The organism is Peribacillus deserti (assembly GCF_002863585.1).
GTDB classification, from domain to species: domain Bacteria; phylum Bacillota; class Bacilli; order Bacillales; family DSM-1321; genus Paraperibacillus; species Paraperibacillus deserti_A.
The window spans coordinates 1-22,729 of record NZ_PGUY01000013.1; the positions used below are offsets into that span (position 1 = coordinate 1).

Below are 22,729 nucleotides of genomic sequence, written 5' to 3' on the forward strand. Positions count from 1 at the left end.
TTCTATAAAATACTGAGAATACTGGAGAAAACGTGAGTTTTCACTTTGTTTATTGAGGGAGGTAGTAAAAAAAGCTATTGAACACAGCATATCTTTGCTTACATACCCCTTTCATCTGCAAATTTCATCATTTCTTCATCTATGGTTTTAACTAATACTTGATTACTATACATATTTAAAACAACTTCTTTTAAATCATCTTCAATATGGATTTCTGCTTCCATACGTATTTTAGCTGGTTCTCCTTGATAAATAACATGAAAGCTCCCAATTTCTTTTATTTCGTTATTTTCCTCCATTTTTTCAATTTTAGATTGAATCGCTTTTATGTCAGATTCAGTAAAACCAGAGTCTAAAACAGAAGACAATTCTATTAAAAACGGTTGTACCTTTTCAAGGTCAAAATTCATTGCCGCAGCAGGTGGTGGTTCAGTGTTGTTTACATTGTTCTTTTTGATAAACATATAGATCGTAACTCCAATTAAAACTATAAGTATAAGACAAGTGATTACATTTTTCATATAGAATTTCATGCCTTTCTTTTATCAGCCAAAGATAAAGGGATTCTTAATAAACTAAAGGTTGAGCCTACTTGGGGAACGCTCTCCATCAGCAATAAAGATATTTTCTGTTCCTATCAAAAATACACATGTACACGGTCACTAGCAAAACCTTACCTTACCAAAAGAGATTTTAGTTCAATAGCTGTGGAGGCAAATGATTTTTTTCAAAACTAGTTTAGTAAGAGTTCTTTCTAACGGATAAATAGTAAGAGGTAGTATAATTAAATGTAGTATGATTTAAAATGAAAACGAACCACCCCATCTAAGGAGTTGAATAAAGTGAATACCGAATTAGAAAACGGAATTGAGGTACCATTAACAGATATAGATCGATTAAATGCTTATGTAAAGAAAAAAGTAAGTACCTATCAAAAGAAATGGGATATAAATGGCTCTTTAAATTTAAACGAGAAGATCAGGTGGTTTATTTCCTGGAACTGGGCAGCCTTGCTGTTTTCATCTCTATGGTTCGCCTACAGAAAGATGTATAAGATTGCATTAATTATAGCAATTGGAACACTCTTAACTTCCAGTCTATCAGACTATTTACTTGGTAATGCAAGCTGGATATATACTATTGCCGAAATGATTGGAATTGGTATAATAGCAAACTATCTATACTTAAGAAAAGCAAACAAGGATATATTAAAGATAAAAGAAAAAGGCTTAAAAACTCAAGATGAATTAAACGAATTGGGCAGGGCTGGTGGAACAAGTGTGGGTGCTGTGTGGTTACTCATAGGATTAAATATTATTCTGGCGATAGCGATGTACTTGATTTTTGGATAAATAGGTAACATTGAAACTAGTACTACCCATGGGAGTGATGAAGGTGGAAATTCCAGACGAGTTAAACCTAATATCTGTATTCGCTTCAATTCCTAAAAGAATAGATAAAACAGAATGTTTTTATTATGATAAATCCACCTATTCATTTGAAAATGATAATGAAGTATTTAAGATAATAATGTCGCCTTTCTATCAAGAGTTTACCCTCAGAGTAACAGATAAGAAATCGAATACCGTTTTGTCCTATTTAGAATTACTTTCAGTAAGGAAACTTGAAGTTGTAGAGGATAGCAAGGATCATTCAGCGATCCGATTGTTTCACGGAGAGGCAGACAGATTCGAAAATGTTATTGATATTTCATTTAAGCCTAAATACAAAATAATTTTCAGAGAACAAAACCGTTAATTAACTTTAATTTTTAACTTTTTTACAAAGATTGTTAATAAATGTATTTAAAATAATGGGCGTTATTTCAACAAGTAACGCTATTAGAGGGGGACACACAAAGTGGAGGATGTATTGGAATAGATGATGAAAAAAATGCAACTAAATTATCCAGGATTGAAGATTGTTCTCCAGTCGTTAGATATTTGTACCATAAGAGTTCATCAGTTAGAGAATCTACAATTCTGTCATTAAAGGCGTGTAAGAGTTCTGAGGCAGAGAAAGAATGTCCCAACCAGCCTCAATCATGTTTCTACAAGTAGGGGACGAACGTTTAGCTGACGAGGTCACGCCCCACGGGTGCTTACGTTCTACCCCGGCTACCGTTTATAAATAAAACCATATAAAAATGGTCAACCAGAAATATCTGGCTGACCTATAATACGAACGGGTGCTTTAATTGTACAAAGTGTTTATATTTTATGTTGGTAAAATATCGAAACGTATTTATTGTTGAATTATGGGCCATTAATGAATAGAAAAATGAACCTATTTGTAGTCAGACAGGTTCATTTTTTGCCAAATTATTTTAGAAGATGTAGAACTTCTGCCCTTGCATGTCTGTCTTCTTCAAACATCCCACGCATAGTTGATGTAACGGTAGTGGCTCCCGCTTTTTTAACTCCACGTCCACACATACAATAATGTTCTGCTTCTAAAATAACTGCAATTGCTTTTGGGTTCAGTACCTTATTAATAGCATCGGCAATTTCCTGCGTGAGACGCTCTTGTACTTGAAATCGATTAGCATAACCGTCCACAAGGCGGGCAAATTTTGAAAGACCCGTAATCTTATCACTAGGTATGTAAGCAATATGTGCCATCCCAAAAAATGGAGCGAAGTGATGTTCACACAGTGAGTTGAAAGGGATATTCTTAACTAAGACAATATCATCATGAGTTACTTCAAATGTTTTGTCTAAATGTTCACTTGGGTCCTCTTGGTACCCTTTTGTGTATTCCAAAATGGCTTTCAAAAATCGGTATGGTGATTCTTGTAAACCATCACGGCTGGGATCATCCCCAGCTAATTGGATTAAATCTTGAATGGAAGACATAATATTTTCTGCCAGAGCTATTTCTTCTTGATTTAAGTTACGTCCAATAACATTCTGTAATTTCATTAATTGATTTTCATTAATATTTATATTTTTTAAAAGTATATTCATGTGTGGTAACCCCCAAAAATATTTGTGAAAGCTAGATGCTTAACAAAAAGGATAACTTTTTCTGGAAGTTATCCCTTAAAATCTTTTTATGTGTACATGTGTTTGGTTCGAAACAAAAATGCCATTCTAATTTATCTTCTAAGAAGATAAAGATTTAAGCAATCTTTTCCGATTTACAACATGTACTCCACCAGATGCGGAAATTACACTGCCAGTAATCATCTCTGAATCTTCTTCGCATATAAACCTAATAAGCCGGGCAATATCTTCGCCTGTACCAGAGCGGCCGATCGGTGTATTTTCATCTTTTATCTTCCTTGCTATTTCAATATCTGTTTCTTTCATTTCTCCTACAATATCTCCGGGACAAATCATATTAGCTGTAATGCCGTATTCTGCCTCCTCAAGAGCTATTGTCCTAGTTAAAGATACAAGCCCCACTTTCGCTGCACTAAAGGCAGAACGATATATCCAGCCCGGTGTATGTTCCGCATCTTGAAAGCCGTAAGTAATGATTCTGCCAAACTTTTGTTCCCTCATAATAGGAATAGTTAATTTAAGGAAATGAAACACAGAACTTAAATTTCCGTCTATTAACTCATGCCATTCACTATCTTCATAATCAACTAATTTTTTCCGTTCAAATATGTATGGACCTGCATTATTTATAAGGTAATCAATACGTCCAAATCTGTTCATTGCTTGTGTAACAATATGTACTATATCTTCTTTCTTAGTAATATCACCTTGAATAAATTGCAATTGGTCCTTATATTGATCCCATTCCTTCACTAATTCCTCTATTCTAGTGAAATCACTTCGATAATTTACTGTAACAGAGCAGCCTTTTTGAAGAAATTGCTCTGTTACCTTCTTTCCAAGTCCTTTAGAACCAGCTGTTATCACTGCATGCCTCATAGAATTCCCTGCCTCAATATTAAGATAATCAAAAAATAATTTAACACTTAAGTTCTATAGACCTTATAAAAATACTTCTTTACCCACGACCTAAATAATTAATTTAAGGCCTTGTAAAGTAACTATTGCCTCTTAACTAATCTGTATATTGTTTTATGGTTAAGATTCTGTTAATGATCTATTATAAAAATATGCCAACATTTTTAATACCTAAAACCCCTTAATTTTCAAACCGAACAACTATTAAACGGCTTAAACTCTAGTTCCAACATCTTCCCCAATGTATTCCGGTAAATTAATTGTATTAATAATACAGCATTTTCGATAAATACACTACCAAAATTTTCATATTAATAATTTTTTAGTGAATATACTCAAATATTAAGATAGTCTTAACTTAATTCTATTATTTTCATAAATATCGTCGGCTTATCTCCAAGGTTTTTCATGAAGGATAAGCCCATGCTGGAACCAAAGAGGAAAGTTAATCCATTTTCATAGATTAAACATAAACTTATTAGTTTTAATTTTTATGGGGATTGAATTTTCACTTTTACGTAAGAATTTATATCAACTCTAATTTTTGAATTTGTATTAAACATTGAGGCAAAATCTCATCTTTCATAATAAAACTAAATTCAGAATGGTTTTTAATATTTTCAGGTAGTTTTGCCAGCAACACCGGTCCATTAGTTTCAAAATAATCGTGTTTTGGTTTTAATTCACAAAGATGAGTAAAATATACGGATTTCACAAATGGTTCGGCTACGCCATAGACCTTATACTGTCCGAGAAATTGCAAATTAGAAGCAATCCCACCTGTTTCTTCATAAACTTCACGAATGCCAGCCTCTTCGATGGTTTCTCCTTTTTCTCGCTTTCCACCTGGAAATTCTAGGCCTCGCTTATTATTGTGCGTTAACACCCAGTGGTCTTGAAATCTACATATCACTAATGTATGCCATGGTTCGCCAAACTCAGGCTTAGGTGAATACTCCACTAAACAATCATTTACATCTCTAAATTGTATCATCTACGTCGCTCCTTTTCTCTAAGATACAAGAACTCTTGAGATGGGAAAAGAAAAAAGTATACCCCATTCACAGAAAAAAATGAATATTATTTATATATGAATTTATCCTTTTTTACTCTTTAGTAAAGGAATCAATTTGTGAGAGTCTTTGAAAAGTTTTTCATTCAAGGTGAAGCCTCTAGAAAGAAAATCGCATCCTTAAACGCTAACTCAACCCTTTAGTAACAGAAGGAGGGGTAAGTTATGTCAGTAGTAGAATGGATTGAAACAATGCATTTTAACCAACGTGATGGAGTAAATGGATAATCCACGCTGGTACGTTACAATCAATCTTTTGGGAACGAATCTGGAAGCAAGAAGTATGGAAAAAGTGGAAATTGAACGCAATGATAACGATCGGCTTCATTGTTGGATTAAAGATAGTTCATGCGAATATGTTACATCGGCCATTGCCAGCCTAATTATGGCGTGCCGCTGGGAGTAAATGCAAAACTCACAACGTCGCCGCCTCGATTGGTGATCGAGTGAGGCGTGATGTGAATATTAAGTTAGTTAAAAACGTCTATATTTTGTGAATAAATGTAAATGCACTTAAACAAACAGATGTATTAGTCGAAAAAAACAGTTAAAAGATTTAACACAACAGGACCTTCCTTTAAGGTCCTGTTAATGCCTTAAAAGTATCACGTTAATGACCTTTAACGTGAATACCGATTTCTTCTGTCCACTTAACCCGCTTATTAAACTAAAAGGAGGTGTATTAAAACGTATGACTACTTCCCAGAGTATTTACTATTTCTTATAGGCAAGAGATAGACCTAGACCTGTCTAACAAAAAATTGTTCTAAAAAAGTATATTAAACGATTGTTCCCTAATGAAACGTGACTTTTTTCTTAATTTGGTAATGTAATTGCAATACGGGAATACCAAAGAGATAACTAATATGATAGGCTTTTATCACTCTATCTTCATTCCAAACATCTATGGTCTCGTTAATGGGCAGCCTGATTTTCTTTTTAAGAATGGTAAGGTAAACCCCATTATGGTCATCCTTTCTTTTGTCGGAAAGAGATGTAAGAGAAACACCGCCCCCTGAAAAATGATTGATACGAAGTACACTTGTCATTCCTCCAAAAGGAAGCGGAAAATAGACATTATAGAACCGTTCATTCTTGTTGTTCTGATGGGTGGAATATGCAGCAACGTATATCGCCTTTTGGTTTTTTTTATCACTTCTTACCCAAGCTCGGACATTATTTCTTCCGTCTTTTTCGTCCTTTATTTTAAACATCTCGCTGTTGACCTTCGTGTCGTTTTCATCCTGGAGGGTAGGAAAGTTCATCTGTTCCATCTTCATGGACCATCTTTTATATAAAAGGGCAAACGGGTAGACCAGTCTGTTCCACTTTGGCTGGACATCCATATCATAGCTGACAGTGTTCACATAAAAGTCAACAATATTCGGATGAATATCAGATGGATGGAACCCTGTATGCTCGAACATGTTCATCTCGTCCACCATTCCGTGTGGGTGATCTTGGACCATGTCAATTAAATCGTGCCGCTCAAAAAAGTCAATGCCGATTTTATTGTCCCCAATGATCGATGAAAATGGAATAACGGTCATATCGAAATGACTTTTTGGTGACAGTCTCAAGTAGCCAATCAAACCTAGACCCGTAAAGAGGATAGCGTTCACGATTCCGTGGAAATAAATCATAAACGGAATATCCACCGTTCTAAAGGAATACAGAATAGATAAGAACATGGTAAATAGTATGGTTGCAGAGGACAGGCTGATGAATGTGCTTTTTAATCTAAAAGAGAAAAAGGCATATAGGATTAAGCCAATGGCAAACAAGATAACTGAAAAGATTTCGAAGGTCCTTGAATACGTGATGCCGATCGCAACCAAAATGGGAGATGAAATGAAGACCATACTGATAAAGGTATACCATTTAGGCAAAGATGCCAGGTTTTTCAATTCTCTCCCCATCAAGCTGAGAAACAATAGGGCAAAAAGACTGGAATAATGAAAGTGAATCGCTGTGAGAAGTGCTATCGTAGAAGAAAATCCATAAAGACTCCAATCCATTTGATAAACAATAAACCAGATTCCCCCAACAGGCAGGTACATCAATGAAAAGTCAATTAAAGTTTCTTCAATATAAAATCCTCCTCTTTTGAACAAACGCCACATTGCATACACGCATGCCATCAAACAAAAGAAAAACCAAAAGAAGGATAATACAGGAAACCAAAAAGAAAAAACAGCTGATAACGCAAAAACAGGGTGAGTAGTACGTAATAGTTTTAACATCCCGCTATTGTCTTGGATAAGTTTGAAATGCAGTGGAATATAAAACACAATTGATAATAAGATGATGATTTGTAAGAATAATAATTCCATATGGGTTACCCCCTTTTATAACTAAAAGTTGAATAAAACAATGATAGTAGACAGGATTTAGTTGAATAAGAGAAAATTAATTTAACAATATAAGATGGCGGCTTAATTGAATGTTAAAGGGGCAGAGGATAACCTCTGACCTTTTTTGTTGTAGTAATTCTCTTGAACCGTTAAGAATTTTATAGGGACTGAGACTATTAAAAGAAGAACACCAATGATGAAGATGATGTTAACTTTTACATATTTATTAAGGGACTCACAGCTGTAAGTCCCCAGTTTACAAATAAACCACGATTCCCGTTTTATCATCCGACTTTTTGAACCGGATATATTCTACACATTCTGGATCGTTTTCTTCAAGGTCAATCAGCTCTTTTGCATATTGTTCAAGACCGCGGGAAAGGATTGCATCTGCAGTCTGCTTCCAAGGTTCACTCTCAGCCAATTCAGGAGGCAGAAATAAGCCATCTGTTAACAGGATAAGATGGGTCAGGCAGGCTGAATTAATTTTCCCATATTCTAAGAAGTCTGCCGCCTCAGCTTCTCCATTTAAAACTCCGTATCCGCCTCTAGCATTACTCTGGTAACGATTGTTTTTTAATTTGTCTGCAACAGTCGCAAATAGTTCTTCTCGGGTTTTCAGCCCTCGCGCCATCCCGTCTTTCCAGATATCGAAAGCCTCTGCTTCTAAGTGGGAAACCTGCATACGGGTCAAAGGGCGGACCTCTCCATCAGCGTACACCGCAAGGATCATGCAGTCGCCGGTCTGTATGAATTCAACGCCGTCTTCTGTTATTTTTACTATAGCGAGGGCGGTGCCCCAGAGTTCGTCTTTCTTAATGATATCAATATTTTCTTCAGTCATTCTCTTGTTAAGAATGGTGTTTGCGGACATAACATGGTCCTTTAAGTTCTCAATTTGGTGGAGCGATTCAAAATAAGATTTAACAATTTGGGAAGCTAAAAAACCACCTGTATCCCCTTTACTATTCAGGTAAGGAACTAAGGAGGAAACCCCGTCTAAAACGCCAAATACTTTTCTTTCCGGATTGATAAACAGTGCATCTTCATTTAACAGTCCGACTCCTTGGTGGGTGTACGATTCATAGTTCACGTTATTTCCCCCATTTATATTTTATATATAGGATAAAGCATAAAGTTGAAGTGCACAAAGTTGATTTATCGATTTGAAGCTTTTTTTTGGTGAGAACCAATTTCGGACAGCTCTTTTTCGACTGTCGGATTTGTTTCAATCCGGGAAAACACTTTAACGAATCATTGACAGGGATATTTGATTAAAAAGAGGTTTTATCGCTGCATCAAAATTCGATTTCCGAACCTGCTGGTTATTTTTTTACGATCCATTTACACACAAGAAAAAAACTGCCAGGTTATCCGGCAGTCTTGCGGTGTCCCATGAAGCTACTTGTGGTGACATTCTATTAAGGGGTCATAAGCATAACTCAATTACAAAAAGCAGCGGGAACTGCATTATGAAATCAATAATAAATACTTTGATAACCTCAATAAATTTTTCTGACTCCAGAACTAATTCCACCGAGCCTTTTTATCCAGTTAATTATTTGTTTGTCACCTGTAAGATTTGCAATATCTAAAGGGGTTTCATCTTCATGAATGAAGTTAATATCCGCGCCGTAATCCAGAAGTAGCTGGATCAGGTGACCTTGACTTTGGTCAATAGCTGCGAGAAGAGCTAATGAACAAATGGTTCTTCTTTCTTCTATATCCTCTGGAAGACCCTTCTGTATCATTTTTTTGACTAGATCTTTGTTTCCTTTATGAGCTGCCATACTCAAAACGTTATGCTCCTGATTGGATGACAAAACAAAATGAGTATCATGCTCTAATAAATAGTTTGCCATTTCTTCATTGTTACGGATCATCGCCGTAAAGTAGGTCTTCGAAAGTATCTTTATCTCCTTCTTTACTAAATAATCAACTACGTCTTTATGATTTCCGAATGCCGCGCTGTCGAGGGCGTCACTATTAACCTTTGCCCCTTTTTCAACTAAATATCTTACGACGTTTAGATCCCCTGATCCAGCTGCGGCATTTAGTGAACCCGCATTCCATTTGTTTTTTAAATTAATATCTGCACCAAAGTGGAGTAATATCTCTAGGATGCCTAAATCCGTTTGATTAGAGGATATAGCAAGATTGAACGCCCCCTGACCATGCTGATTCAATTTATTTGGATCTGCACCTTTTTCTAAAAGTAATTGAACGGCTCCCTTATTTTTATAAAGAAGTGCTTGATAAAAACATTGTTGAATATCTATCTTATCTTCAATTTCTTTTATTAGTTTTAAAATGAAGGTGCTTTTGGTCCCCATATATTGCTGTATCATTGCTGCTTTTTGTTGTTGTAAGAGATTTTGAAAGGGTAAAAGCTGTTCAGCTAACGCCATTTTGCGTTTTATTAGAGCTTTTTCAAATAAGAAATCAGTCAATACATCAGCCCCTTATCACTTGATATTAAATGCATTGTAAAGGAGGACCCCTTTTACGATAAAAGGACAAAGACCTATAAATCTATGGATGAGTTTTTCGTGTGAAATTGGTTCCACTTGCCGATTAGCAAGGTCCTTCTTTTTCCTCCTAAATATCTCGCACCGTTGAAAGCCAGATGTAATACGGCCATTATATTAACAGCCGGAGCGCCATATACCTCCTTCTTATTGTTTTATGACGATAACTAGTACTTATTGAGTTATGGATGGATAGTAAAATAATCATACATTATTGGAATTTTATAACATATTTTCCTTTGCTTATAGTAAAATTTAAATAGTCTTTACAAGAAAGATCTTATTTTTGACGGCCATGAGTGTAGGCTATAACTGCTTTTCAGGTGTGGTTGGGAACTAACTTGTTGGTCAAGGGTCATCGCATTTCCTTCACGATGCTTATCGAGACTTACAAAGATATATACAAAATGAGGACAAAACCCTAACTTGAACAAGTGTATTTAAATCTCCTGGATCACCCATAGGTACAGCTAGAGAAAAATGGACCAGGACGTGGAATGAGTCAGCTTCCTTCATATTTAATGAACAGACAAAAAAAGGGCAAGAAAGAATGCGTGCTGTTGACCTTAAAGTAACATGAAACGTATAAAGGAGGGGGATTAATGGAAAAAAGAGATCGATTTATTGGTAGTATGGTTGGATTAGCTGTAGGAGATTGTGTAGGAGCCAGTGTGGAATTTTGTCCGCCTGGCACCTTCCCGCCAGTTACAGATATGGTCGGGGGTGGTCCATTTGGTTTAGGTGTTGGGGAGTGGACCGATGACACTTCGATGGCATTATGCCTAGCAGAGAGTTTACTTGAATGTCAGGGATTTGACCCTGATGATCAGATGCAAAAATATGTAAGCTGGTACAAACATGGATACCTGAGCAGTACCAACGAATGCTTTGACATTGGGATAGCGACCCAAGAAGCACTTGAACAATATTTAACAACAGGAGAACCGAATAGTGGCTCCAGTGACCCATTAAAAGCTGGAAATGGATCAATCATGAGGCTGGCCCCAGTTCCACTGTTGTGGTCAAATGACATGGAGCAGGCAATCCACTATTCTGGGGAAAGTTCAAAAACAACACATCAATCGGCAGAAACAATTGATGCTTGCTATTATTTTGGGGCACTTATAGCAGGTGCAGCGAATGGGGTAGAAAAAAACCGGCTTTTATCAAAGCAATTTGTTGATTTTATTGAGAGTAAGCTTGAGAGAGAGTTAAGCCCTAATATTAAAGAAGTCGCTGCAGGAAGCTATAAACACCGTCAACCACCTGAGATAACAGGTGAGGGCTATGTAGTTCGGTCTTTGGAAGCGGCACTATGGGCATTTTATCTTACCAGTAACTTTAAAGAAGGTTTATTAAGGGTGGTGAACCTCGGCAACGACTCAGATACAACCGGCGCGATATACGGACAGTTAGCCGGCGCGTATTATGGTATTTCAAACATACCAAACCAGTGGCGCGAAAAGTTAGTCCGATCCGAACTAATTACTAGGTCCGCTGAGGGTTTGTATGAACTTCAAAAAAAAGCTGAAACCGTTTCTGTTAAAAGGACAATTTGGTGAATAACATTCGTTTTTTAATAAACAGCAGTAGACATTTAGGAAATAGCCTTCGATAGTAAGATGGAAATTCGGATGAAACATTAGTTCAAGCAATGCTTAAACATCATGTATTTGTACGGATTATGGGTGGCGGATGCATATCCCCAGCAAAAAAGAGTTTTGCCAAACCCGGTGGAACAAAAGTTAGACTCAGCAAGGAAGCCTGGGACGGATACCAAAACCGAGAAGAATCCAATGTTTTCCACCGTGGGCGAAGGAGAACTGAGCAGGAAAAAAGGGTTGGATTATAAAAACTTCCAATTTTATTTTATGTGAATGAGGTGTCGTATGATTGAGAAATTAATTTCCCTTTCTAAAAAATGTTGGAATGATTATGAAGAATTCAGCCGCATTAACGGAGTGAAACAAGCACTGAAAACACAAGAAATGCGAGAAGCCATGCCCATTTTATTTTTCGGAGATCACAAACGGTATGTAAATTCTAAAGTTAAAATTATTACAGTGGGTATAAATCCTTCCAGAATCGAATTTCCGGCTCAAGATCCATTTCGGAGATTTCCTGATATGAAAGGGATCATTAAAAATAAAAGTAACAGTGACTCTTTTCATAATACTTACTTACATTCTTTAAGCAATTATTTTCAAAGTGACCCATACCTTTTATGGTTTAATCATTATGAACAAGTATTAAGAGGAATAAATGCAAGTTATTTTGAAGAAGGGTTATCGGAGAACATAAGCCTACATACCGATTTATATTCTGTATTCCCGACCGATCCTGTATGGACTACTTTGGAGAAGGAACCTAAACAGCAATTGGCAGAGCATGGAATAAAAATGTGGAGAAATCTGGTCGACATACTACAACCTGATGTTATCTTGATGTCTACTTCGGAGGAAATGACAACAAAACTCGGTCTTCAATTTACTTCCGGTTGGAATACAATCCACTCGTTCCATTATAAAGCAAATGGTGAAGATCGCAGGAGGCCATATGAGGTTAAAAAGAGAACGCTGAAATTATCAAATGGTAAAGAAGTGCAGTTATTTTTTGGAGCAGCTGGAGTTACGCCTTTTCAGTTAATTACTAATGAACAAAAAAGAGAAACAGGGAGAACTATTATGAGTTCATTCAAACAAGAGTGCAATAAGTCATTTGTGCAGTTTATGCACCCTGGAGCTGAGCATGATGGCAGGAAGGCTGATGGGGAAATTTTCCCTTGGAATGTTGGCGAACATAAGCGCAAGTTTATGGTCAATAACGGTAAGTATGTAAATGATTTGGCCGATAAAGAAGTAAAAAAAGTTAGCTTGACTTTTTGGGGAGAATGGGAAGCGGAAGCAAAGATTGTTCAAAGATTGGATGGGATTAATGGACCGCGATATTTGATGCAGCCCTTTTATGAAAAGCCTAATAACTATATAGGCAGGCAGAACACGGATCCATTTATCTTTGGCGATCATTTTTATTATACATGCTGCAGACAATATAAAAAGACAAGGAATGATCGACTAGTTCCAACTTTATTAACGAGATTGCAGTTTGGTTCTGTTATATTGTTCGGTTCAAACTTTGAAGGAGGTTTTGTTTTAGATACGGTATTCGTTGTCAGTGATGATGTTAGGAAGCACAATAAACATAATATTGATGATATTGCCGAGGAACTATCAGAGACCTATGCCGATGTAACTCTTGCTCCTCTTTATCCAGAATATTACTCGGAAGCTGATGTACCTGCAATGAATCCTTCTTCTACTTGTTTAGAAGATTTTGAGACTGAAGAGGTAACTGAAGATGGGACAGCCGATGACCCATCGAACTTGTTGTTTTCACTATATAAAGGGATAAACTACTATGAGCGAGGCTCGGCCAACGGTATGTTTAGCTTTTTCCCAAGTAAACCTTATGATGAACAATCCATTGGTTTTAAACGGCCGACTATTCAGATTGACAATTTTATTAATGATAACTTAAATATGGGTTTTAAGAATTCATATGTAAGTGAACAAAAAGTAAAAGAACTTTGGATGGATGTAGTAAATCAGGTTGTTGAACAAGGTTTTGTTCTTGGAATCCAAACGGAACTTCCTGAACAAATAAAGGAATTTGGAAAAGTGGGTTCGAGTCTTCCAGAAGAGGAATCTATGATAGGAAGCAGAGAAGAGGTACCGGCTTCGAGGGATGATATAAATGGATTTGTTCGTGCCTATAGAACACTCAATATAAATAGAGAAGATATAACAAACCATTATCTGCATCATAAATTTTATAGTAACCATAAAGAGTTTTGGTTTGCTCCACTTGCATTTAAAAATGTGATTCCTCCTTTAGATCCTGTTTATATAAACAAGGTGCATCCATGGAAGTCCTGTTATGCATTTTCCTATTTCTTTTATAAAGTACCGAATGGAAAATTGGCGTTAAAGCTAGAGTTAGGTCCATATAAACCGGAAAACGGTTCTAGGAATAAGCTGCTAAAATTTCTTCATGAGGTCGACAATGCAACAGATCGCCGGTTTAATATAACAAAGGGTGCGTTAGTAAATAAAGAGGCGAAGACGACAAGGCTGGTAAAAGCGGAATGCGAGATAAATGATTGGAATGATGAAAAAGAGATATTGAATAAAATGGAACAACTTTTAATGGCTGTTGAGTTCGATAGCTTAACAAAATACGCAATTGATTTATTTGAAAAATATAACACTAGTTTCCATTCAATGATAGGTACTCAACAGTGAGTTATGTGCCGCCGCTGTACTGGAAGAACAAGGGAGAAATCACGATTGTGTGCCCCCAAGACTATGCAGAAGAAGAGCCAGGGTTATAAACGGTAATTTCTTATTAGAAACCTATAAATTATTTTAATATAAGGGAGATATTATGAAAAAAGAAGTTTTGGCAGTGAAAATAAAGAATGCTGTCCATAAGGATGGAAAGGATTATTACGAAGCTACTAAAGGGGACTGGAGAGCAGCTCGAGATAGAGTTCGAAAAGTTGAATATGTGATAGGTGTCTTAGATAAGGAAGTTGTATGTGTTTACAAACCTTTAGTATGGGAAACCGTAGAAAAAAATGGACGGAAAAGACAAAGGTTTGAAGGAAAAGAAGTGGATAAATCTACATTTAATACATTTAAAGATATGCAAGATGATATATTAAAAGGTTTTGGTGTAGGAGCATCTATTTCTTATAAACAAATTTGATCGAATAGCCAGGGGCGTTCTTTTTTATGAGAAGTAATCAAGATTGCGGAATTTTATATACCTAAGAAAATTAACTGGATGAAACACCCAAAAAGACCTTTTGACGGGTCTTTTTGGTGTTAGGGGTTTAATTGGCGGGTTCACCGTCTGCAGAGGCATCCTCTTCAGATGGAGAGTCCGAAGAGCCTTCAGTTTCCTGCCCATCTTCCGGCAGCTCCTCGTATATCTCATCATCTGTTGACTCAGTTTCATCTATCATTTCTTCTTCCGGTTCAGCAGGGTATTCCTCTTCAGGCTCTGTAAACTCTTCTTCGGGATCAGAAGGTTCATACACATCATAGCCCGAAGGATCCTCATAGGATTCCTCAGAGTCGTAGTTCTCCTCGTCAGAGACCGACTCGTCTGAATAGCTGTCCGTTCCTTCCTCTTCAGCAGAATCATCGTATGTACTGTCCCAATTCTCTTCATAAGCCTCTTCCGGAATGTCCCAGATGTCCGTATCATTGTAAGTGTCTCCATAATCGTACAGCTGGTCTAAATCCATGGGATTTTGGATCCAGCCGTCAATCAGAGGGACTGCCTGCTGGATTGGTATGGAAAAACCGAGTGCTTCTTCGTTTATATAGGAAGCACTGTTTATTGCAATAACCTGGCCAGTTTCTTTGTTCAATAATGGCCCACCACTGCTTCCAGGCCAGATGGGAGCCGTTGTTTGATAAATATTTTCGTAGACAAAGGGAGGAATCTCGAAGCTGCGGTCAATTCCGCTGATAATACCTTCAGAAACGGAATCCTTTAGTCCTTTTGGGCTCCCAAAGGTTATGACCTCCTGTCCTTTTTCAGACATGGCGGACGCTGTCTGTAAATAACCTTTTCCGGCCAATTCTGGTACTTCGATCACAGCGACATCGAGTGTTTCTCCAATGCCAATTACGGTTCCATGCAGTGTAGTATCATCTACTGTAAGGATCTCTACATCCTTAAACCCAGCAACCACATGGGCGTTTGTGACAATGTGCCCCTTGTTGTCATACAGAAATCCTGAGCCGAGTCCTGTACCTGTTACAACCTGAAACACCTTATCCTGGGAGTCGCGGATGATATCCTTTAGATTCTTTTGCTTAGGGGCAGCTTGTGCAGCTGGTACTTTTTTTTCCACAACTTGTACCGTTTTTACTTCTTTTACAATGGTCTGTGCTGGTTCAGCCTTAGGTTCCGCTGCTTCCTTTTGCTGAAAGAGACTGCAGCCTGAGAGAACGGATAAGATTAATAAACTAATGATACTTGAAAATAGCTTTACGGATTTCATAGATATTCCTCCTAATAGGGCTTTCATCCTATTTTTTATATCGGAATATTGTGCAGGAATTAAAGGGAGAATCAAAGAATCAGGAAGAATAATGGAAATTTCGTTACATTATTAAAAGAGAGATTTATATTTTGGTACGGAACCTAGGACCGATCATCCTCGTCTAATGTTTGTGAAGGAAAGGAGGATATGGATGCAAGTGAAGATGATGAGAATAGAGACAACAAAGCCGGCTGAAATCAGCCATCTGTCAAAAGAGCAGCAGCTTGTCTGGCTGATGGAGGAGTATGGGGATATGATTGTCCGTCTTGCCTATACATATGTTAAACAAAAGCAGGCAGCCGAAGATATCTCACAGGAGGTATTTATCAGCTGTTACAACAGCCTGGACCGTTTTCAAAAAAGGGCCGCCTACAAGACGTGGCTTTACCGAATTACCGTCAATAAATGCAAGGACTATGTAAATAGCTGGTCTTTTAAACATATTCATTATAAGGATTACTTCAGCAGCATTTTAATGAGGGGTACATCAAAGGATTCCGAGGGTTTGGATCGTGAAGAGAAAGAGATTATTTTTAAAAAAGTTCTATCGCTGCCGATCAAGCTAAGGGAAGTCATTATTCTTCATTATTATGAAGAGCTGTCGGTCAATGAAATCTCGAGCTTGTTAGCAATCAATGCAAATACAGTAAAAACGCGCCTCCATCGGGCAAGAAAGCAGCTGAAAGGGTTATTTGAGGGGGATGAGATAGATGGTTAATAAATTGAGATACCCTGAGGATGAGGATCTGCGTTTTGAGGAAAAGCATAAGCAGAATGTGCTGCAGGCTGTTAAAAAAGACAATGTGGTGCATCTGAAAGGGGCAGCCCGCAAGAAAAGAAGGAAGATATTATATAGCGTAATCACAGCCGCGGCTATATTTGTTGTATTCATAGTATCCTCTTATTTTTCACCTGTGATGGCCAAAGTGGCGGCGAATATTCCGTATTTCAGTTTATTTATTAAGCAGGAAGAATATAAGTATGCCATCTATGAAGTCATCTCGGAAGTGGGCAGGGATAAAAAGTATAACTTTAATACAATTGACGTTTCAGTGCCTGACCGTGAGATGACGATTTCGGTTGTCGGAACTAAGGCTGAAGTTAAAAAACTTAAAACAGATGTTATTAAGAACGTAAATGCTGAATTAAGAGCTCAAAATTTTGGTGCATATGAGATCAGGGTTAAGCAGGAAAGTCCTGATATCTTACAGCCGGAGCGGGAATTAACTGCTGAAGAAAAGCTGAATGAGCAGAAAACCAATGAGCTTCAGGGAAAGGTAGAGGAGTATCTGAAGAAAAACAATTATATAACTCCATTCCCGCCCCAGGTCCGGATCAATAAAATAGAGAACTATATGTATGTATCCATTACAAAAACGGAGAAGAGAGAGGCTGAGCTTGAACAGGCAATGCGTGGCCTATCCCAGCCTTATGGCGGAAATTTCAAGATTGATATCCGGAAATCAGACATGACAGCCCGCCAGCAGGAAATCCGATGGGAGGAGAAGGGGCTGATCAGCATTATTGTCGGCGGCCTGATGGAAAATAAAGAATTCAAGGTAAAAGGATTTTCGTATTCTTTCCATCCGCTGCCGCTCCAGATCAAAGTGAAAACCTCGGTGAAATCAACAGATTCTGAAGCCAAAGAACTGGCAGAAAGAATCAAAAACGAAATTGACACCTTCATCCAGACCGACGAACTCACAAAAGAAGTGCGAAACGACCCGTATGTCGTCACGGTATATGGAAAAGACAAAAAGAAAATAAAATAAAAGGTAGCGTCTCCGCCTGGGCGGAGGCGTTTTTTCGTATGTAGCTGGGAAATAAAGGGCTGTCCCCATGAAGAAATGGTGAAAGAGAAGGGAATACGAACCCGGGAAATGGGGGACAGTCCCCAAAAATAGGTCTATGCACAGATGTGCTAGCCTCGATTTTGTTAGATAATAGAATGATAACTATTATACATAAGAGTATAATAGTTCATAATTATTCTTCTTTAATTGGAGGACACACATGTTAGGTACTTTTTTTAAGGTGATGGCCCCTCTTGCCCTTACGACTGCTCTTGTTTCTATTATTCCTCATGCAGCTTCTGCCGATGAGAATGCCGACCGCCGGCAGAAGACATTTTATTCTGGAAATGAAGTTCGAACTCCGGCAAGTTCAGCTGATTTGGCTTCAGTTCATGACCGGCAGGCCGTCATAAAGTCTTCCAAGCCGATAAAAGGTTTGTTAGCTTCGTTTCATTTAACATTAGTGGACCAATTTAAAAGCGGTTCTGAAACTGTATATATTATAAGAATACCAGCTTCTCAAAATTACCACTCTATTCTTAAAGTCGCCGGAAAGTTTCCTGGAGTCATTACGGCCGAGCCAAACTATGTGAAAAAACATTTGGCTGTTACGGCCCCAAATGATACATATGCCGCCTCGCAGTGGTACTTACCGAAGCTTGGTATTACTGATGTGTGGGAGACTTATACATTTACTCACCCTGTAAAAATCGCTGTTCTTGATACAGGTATTAATTATGATCATCCAGATCTGTCATCAGGCCAGATTCTGCCAGGCTACGATTTTGTTAACGATGATGCAGATCCACTGGACTATGTTGGACATGGAACGATGGTTTCCGGCGTAATAGCCGCTCAGGCAAATAATCATAAAGGTATTGCAGGTGTAGCAGCCAAGAATCCAAATATTAAAATTCTGCCAGTTAAAATAGGCAGTGCTAAGGGTGCGGAAATAGCAGATGAAATTCGTGGAATAGATTATGCCATCAAACAGGGAGCAGACATTATTAATATTAGTTTTGGAAGCGAAGAATCCAGCCAGGCAGAATACGATGCAATTTCCCGTGCTGTATCAAAGGGTATATTAGTTGTTTCTTCTGCAGGGAATGAGGGAGAATACAAGTTTCCTGTTAGCTTTCCTGCTGCTTATCCCGAGGTGCTAAGCGTTGGTTCGACGGACTCTAAAGACAAGCTCTCTGTCTTTTCAAATACGGGTGAAGCAATAGACTTAGCCGCTCCTGGTGAAAATATTGCAGTTCCGACCAGACGCGGCGGATATGACCTTAAAGCGGCTGGTACTTCATTTTCAGCTCCTATTGTAAGCGGCCTGGCAGGTTTAATGCTGTCTGCCGATAACACACTGGAACCTTATGAAATTGAATACCTATTAGAACGATCTGCTTATAAGATGCCAGGGTATACAAGTTTTTGGAACAAATATACAGGTTTCGGCCGGGTAAATCTATTAAAAGCTTTTCAGACAGACCTGCCCAACCTAAGTAAAGACGCAGGCGATTTACGCACAAAAGCTAGAGTTATAGCTGTAAATAAAACCTATACAGATAAATTTGATACACCCCTTGATAGTGACTGGTTCGTGCTGAAAGCTGTGAAAAACATGAAAATAAAAGTGGATGTGAGCGCAGTATCCTATACAGATCCAGTCATTTGGACTGATCGTCTTGTTAATGGGAAACCAGCTGAGGAAAAAGAGTATGATGCTAAACGAATCAGTTCAGGCGAAAGCTTTACGATCAGCATCAAACCTGGAAGCAACTATATCCAGCTATTTGAGAAAAATAATCATTTTTCACAAAATTCATATACTATGAAAATCACTGAGCTAGATATTACAGCACCAGCTGCACCTTATGTATATGCGGTGAACTCTAAATCCACGGCAGTCAAAGGGAAAGCAGAAAAAGCCTCTACTGTAAAAGTATATTACGGGACAAAATTACTTCGTTCCGTAAAAGCAACAACATCCGGCACATTTTCGGCTGCCATCACCAAACAGCCCGCTGGAAGAGTCCTAACCGTAACGGCCACAGACGCAGCCGGCAACAAAAGTAAGATTACCAAAGTAACCGTAAAAAAATAATGGGGACTGTCCCCCATTTCCCAGATTATTTCCCGAGAGGAGCGTCTCATGAGTGAGGCGCTCTTTTTTGGTTGGGGACGGTTTGCCACATATAAGTCAGGTTCAGCCACATAAATGCTCACTTAGCCACATAAAAAGCGGCTCTAGCCACATAAATCCTTGTGTTAGCCACATAAGCAGCTACTGAAACCGCTATATAATATTTGTTTCCCGCAGGCGCCTTGGGTCTGGCAGTACTTTTCATATTCTTAAGGAATTTAAAAGTGTAGAACACTTTATACTCGAACTTTAAAAATATATAGAATAATATAACCACTAACGTATCAGGGTAAAACTAAAAGGCCTAAGCCCGGTTCAATACCGGGTTCAGACCTTACAAGCTGCCTAATTGAGTTATCCTGTCTAATTTTATGGGGTCACTTCAAACCAGGACTTATTATTACGCGACTAGCTTAATCTTTCCATCCGTTTTTCTGGAACGAAGCAGAGCAATTGCGGCACCTAAAACAGCAAAGATAGCTAGGTACACAACTAAAGTGCCTGTATTGTCCCAGATAAAGTCTGTGTTATGGAGTGTAATGATTGATTTGAATCCGCCGATTGAATAGGTTAATGGCAGGAAGCTGCTTAGGGCACGAAGGTTTTCCGGCAGCAAGTCGATCGGCAGGCTGGAGCCTGTTGTAGACAGCTGGAGAACCAGGAATGCTAAAGCAATGAACCGGCCGATATTGCCTGCGGCAGATACAAAGAAAAATACGATTGTTAAAAAAGTTAAGCTTGCCAGCACTGAGAATAAAATTAAACCGATACTGTTTGAGAAGTTGAGTTTTATGAACATGAGTGAGAATATACTGATGATTAAGGCCTGTGCAATGGCTAATGCAGCCATGCTGCCAAATCTGCCCGCATACCATCTTACTGCCGAAACAGCGGTTTCTGCCGGTTTTCTCAAATCAAAGAAGAAGCTCATAACGAGAATGCCCACAAATAGTGCTAGTGATAAAATGTATGGCGCATTTGCGTAACGGTAGAGCGGGAATTTGTTGACCACTTTGCCGTCAAGCTCAACAGGAGAGGAGAACATGGCAAGGTTCGCAGCTTCTGCATTAATGCTGCCTGTTTCGTCCGCCCCGTCTTTAAGACCGGATGCCAGCTGGCTTGATCCATCCTCCAGCTTTCCAACTCCATTATCCACCTGGGCTACGCCATCTGTTAGGGCACTCCAGCCTGTTTTCACCGTTTGGGTTCCAGCGGAGACCTGCTGCATTCCATTATTCAGCGCTCCAGCCCCAGCGGTTAAGGTTTTCCAGCCAGAGTCTACCTGCTGGTTACCGTCGCTGATTTTAGCAGCGCCGCCCTTAAGCTGGGCAACGGAGCTGGTCAGCGTTCCCCAGGATTTGTTAACAGTGGCATTTCCATCAGCAAGCTGTGCTGCTCCTGCAGCCAGTCTCTGGGCGCCTTTATCAAGCTCAGCCTGTTTCGCAGCGAGTGTATTTACACCCTCAGAGATTTTGGACATCCCGGGAGCTACCTGGTTCAGGCCGCCAGCGATGTCTTGTGCCCCTTTTTTAATTAATGGTGCCTTTACAGCTAATTCAGCTAATTTACCGGCAACTGCTTCTTGGGTGCCGAGCATTTTTTGGAAGCCGGGGTCCTGTAAAAGAGCCGGGTTTTTAGCCGCCATTGCCTTCAAACCGTCGAGTACACCTTTAGCAGCGCCAGACAAAGCAGGGGCCCCATCAGCAATCGTGCCGACAGCATCCTTAAGGCTCTCGCTTCCGGGTGCTAACCGATCATTAAGGGCTGAGCTGATATCCTTGACCGGTCCCTGTACACTTTGAATGCCGCCAAGAATTCCTGCTGTGCCGCCTTTTAGTGTATCCAGTCCTGCCTTTAAATCCTTAGCACCGGTGGATAGCTGATTGATTTTTTCAGAGTTATCCTGCAGTGATTGCAAAAGCTGGCCTGTACCATTTTCAAGCGTTTTAGTTCCTGCGGCAAGTTCAGCAATTGAACCCGATTTAGCCTGCAAAGATTGAACCATATCCTGAGTGCCGGCTTGAAGCTGCTGTGATCCGGCTGCAAGCTTATCAATATCAGGTGACTTTTCTTTAAGCGAAGAAAGAATCTTGCCAGTACCTGCGCGGAGCTCTGTAGAACCGTTATTTAACTGAATTGAGCCATCTGCGGCGTTTTTGAAACCGCTTGCAATTTTCTCCATGTTGGCAAACAGGTTCTTCACATAGGACTCCGTAATTTTGTTGCCAAGCTGTTCACGAAGTTTTTCAGTGGCTCCAGTTGTCACTTTGGCAGCCAGGAAGTGAAGGCCCTCGTTCTGAATATATTTAATTTCAGGCTTTTTTGGACTTTCATCCATTACAGTGATGGCATCCGCTGAAAATGTTTCAGGGATTTGAACCACCATGTAATACTTGAGGTCCTTAAGACCCTCATCGGCTTTTCCGGCATCGACAAAATCCCAGCCAAGAGCCTTGCTTTTCTTCAAATCATCCACCAGATCTCTGCCGATGTTAATTTCCTCGTCCCCGGACATCGCGCCCTTATCCTTGTTGACTACAGCTACAGGCAAATTGGAAAGATTGTCATACGGTCCCCAGCTAGGAGTAAGAATAATTGCTGCATAAATAAGAGGAACCAGTAAGACGGCAGTTAGAGAAATCATAACACCTTTCCTGCTCATAAGCTCAGACAACTGTGATCCAAATCCTTTCATACACAACCCCCTTGAACTATTTTTTACAGCAAAAATGAATGGTCATTCATTTTTGCTGCTAATACATTATATTCTTAATAATAGGTCGAAATTCCTGCTGGGAGGG

At 38.9% G+C, this 22,729-nt stretch carries 18 protein-coding genes and 1 pseudogene; 10 read left to right on the forward strand and 9 right to left on the reverse strand.

Annotated features, from left to right (window positions below):
• Positions 1–98 precede the first annotated feature (98 nt).
• The gene (locus tag CUU66_RS04175; RefSeq protein ID WP_101640422.1) at positions 99–464 is read right to left on the reverse strand and encodes a hypothetical protein; all 366 of its coding nucleotides are present in this window, start codon (positions 462–464) and stop codon (positions 99–101) included.
• A 378-nt stretch (positions 465–842) separates the two neighbouring features.
• Between CUU66_RS04175 and CUU66_RS04180 the strand changes: the two genes are divergently transcribed.
• A complete protein-coding gene (locus CUU66_RS04180) occupies positions 843–1,352 on the forward strand; it encodes a DUF2628 domain-containing protein (protein WP_180955150.1) in 510 nt (169 codons plus the stop codon).
• A gap of 43 nt (positions 1,353–1,395) precedes the next feature.
• A complete protein-coding gene (locus tag CUU66_RS04185; RefSeq protein ID WP_101640424.1) occupies positions 1,396–1,758 on the forward strand; it encodes a hypothetical protein in 363 nt (120 codons plus the stop codon).
• 563 nt (positions 1,759–2,321) lie between these two features.
• On the opposite strand, the gene folE is transcribed toward CUU66_RS04185, so the two are convergent.
• From folE to ytkD, 3 genes are all read right to left on the reverse strand, one after another.
• On the reverse strand, positions 2,322–2,966 hold the full coding sequence (gene folE / locus CUU66_RS04190; RefSeq protein ID WP_101640425.1) for a GTP cyclohydrolase I FolE: 645 nt from the start codon (positions 2,964–2,966) through the stop codon (positions 2,322–2,324).
• Positions 2,967–3,104: 138 nt separating this feature from the next.
• Positions 3,105–3,884, reverse strand: coding sequence for an SDR family oxidoreductase (locus CUU66_RS04195; RefSeq protein ID WP_101640426.1), 780 nt, complete (start codon positions 3,882–3,884; stop codon positions 3,105–3,107).
• Positions 3,885–4,449: 565 nt separating this feature from the next.
• On the reverse strand, positions 4,450–4,917 hold the full coding sequence (gene ytkD, locus CUU66_RS04200) for an RNA deprotection pyrophosphohydrolase (RefSeq protein ID WP_101640427.1): 468 nt from the start codon (positions 4,915–4,917) through the stop codon (positions 4,450–4,452).
• A 298-nt stretch (positions 4,918–5,215) separates the two neighbouring features.
• On the opposite strand from ytkD, the gene CUU66_RS04205 reads away from it, so the two are divergent.
• Positions 5,216–5,401 carry an Imm53 family immunity protein gene (locus CUU66_RS04205; RefSeq protein ID WP_101640428.1) on the forward strand — a complete coding sequence of 62 codons (186 nt, stop codon included), beginning with the start codon at positions 5,216–5,218 and terminating at the stop codon, positions 5,399–5,401.
• A gap of 388 nt (positions 5,402–5,789) precedes the next feature.
• Here CUU66_RS04205 and CUU66_RS04210 read toward each other — a convergent pair whose 3' ends face one another.
• From CUU66_RS04210 to CUU66_RS04220, 3 genes are all read right to left on the reverse strand, one after another.
• The gene (locus tag CUU66_RS04210; RefSeq protein WP_101640429.1) at positions 5,790–7,328 is read right to left on the reverse strand and encodes a YndJ family protein; all 1,539 of its coding nucleotides are present in this window, start codon (positions 7,326–7,328) and stop codon (positions 5,790–5,792) included.
• A gap of 277 nt (positions 7,329–7,605) precedes the next feature.
• On the reverse strand, positions 7,606–8,442 hold the full coding sequence (locus CUU66_RS04215) for a protein phosphatase 2C domain-containing protein (protein ID WP_101640430.1): 837 nt from the start codon (positions 8,440–8,442) through the stop codon (positions 7,606–7,608).
• 409 nt (positions 8,443–8,851) lie between these two features.
• Entirely contained in the window at positions 8,852–9,799 is a 948-nt protein-coding gene (locus tag CUU66_RS04220) for an ankyrin repeat domain-containing protein (RefSeq protein ID WP_101640431.1), read from the reverse strand.
• A gap of 680 nt (positions 9,800–10,479) precedes the next feature.
• Here CUU66_RS04220 and CUU66_RS04225 point away from each other — a divergent pair.
• From CUU66_RS04225 to CUU66_RS04240, 3 genes are all read left to right on the forward strand, one after another.
• Positions 10,480–11,439, forward strand: coding sequence for an ADP-ribosylglycohydrolase family protein (locus tag CUU66_RS04225; RefSeq protein WP_101640432.1), 960 nt, complete (start codon positions 10,480–10,482; stop codon positions 11,437–11,439).
• A gap of 327 nt (positions 11,440–11,766) precedes the next feature.
• Entirely contained in the window at positions 11,767–14,178 is a 2,412-nt protein-coding gene (locus CUU66_RS04235; RefSeq protein WP_101640434.1) for a hypothetical protein, read from the forward strand.
• A 142-nt stretch (positions 14,179–14,320) separates the two neighbouring features.
• Positions 14,321–14,644, forward strand: coding sequence for a hypothetical protein (locus tag CUU66_RS04240; protein WP_101640435.1), 324 nt, complete (start codon positions 14,321–14,323; stop codon positions 14,642–14,644).
• Between the two features lie 127 nt (positions 14,645–14,771).
• Here CUU66_RS04240 and CUU66_RS04245 read toward each other — a convergent pair whose 3' ends face one another.
• The gene (locus CUU66_RS04245; protein WP_180955151.1) at positions 14,772–15,953 is read right to left on the reverse strand and encodes a S1C family serine protease; all 1,182 of its coding nucleotides are present in this window, start codon (positions 15,951–15,953) and stop codon (positions 14,772–14,774) included.
• A gap of 193 nt (positions 15,954–16,146) precedes the next feature.
• Between CUU66_RS04245 and CUU66_RS04250 the strand changes: the two genes are divergently transcribed.
• The 4 genes and pseudogenes from CUU66_RS04250 to CUU66_RS24710 form a co-directional block, all read left to right on the forward strand.
• On the forward strand, positions 16,147–16,713 hold the full coding sequence (locus CUU66_RS04250; protein WP_257967888.1) for a sigma-70 family RNA polymerase sigma factor: 567 nt from the start codon (positions 16,147–16,149) through the stop codon (positions 16,711–16,713).
• A complete protein-coding gene (locus CUU66_RS04255) occupies positions 16,706–17,767 on the forward strand; it encodes a DUF4030 domain-containing protein (protein WP_101640437.1) in 1,062 nt (353 codons plus the stop codon). Before CUU66_RS04250 ends, CUU66_RS04255 begins: the two co-directional genes overlap by 8 nt.
• A 241-nt stretch (positions 17,768–18,008) precedes the next feature.
• A complete protein-coding gene (locus CUU66_RS04260) occupies positions 18,009–19,889 on the forward strand; it encodes a S8 family serine peptidase (protein WP_101640438.1) in 1,881 nt (626 codons plus the stop codon).
• A 247-nt stretch (positions 19,890–20,136) separates the two neighbouring features.
• Positions 20,137–20,277 (forward strand): annotated as a pseudogene (locus CUU66_RS24710) (IS3 family transposase); the annotation flags it as partial.
• Between the two features lie 51 nt (positions 20,278–20,328).
• Here CUU66_RS24710 and CUU66_RS04265 read toward each other — a convergent pair.
• Positions 20,329–22,623, reverse strand: a complete 2,295-nt coding sequence (locus CUU66_RS04265) for a YhgE/Pip family protein (protein WP_101640439.1) — start codon at positions 22,621–22,623, stop codon at positions 20,329–20,331.
• Positions 22,624–22,729 lie beyond the last annotated feature (106 nt).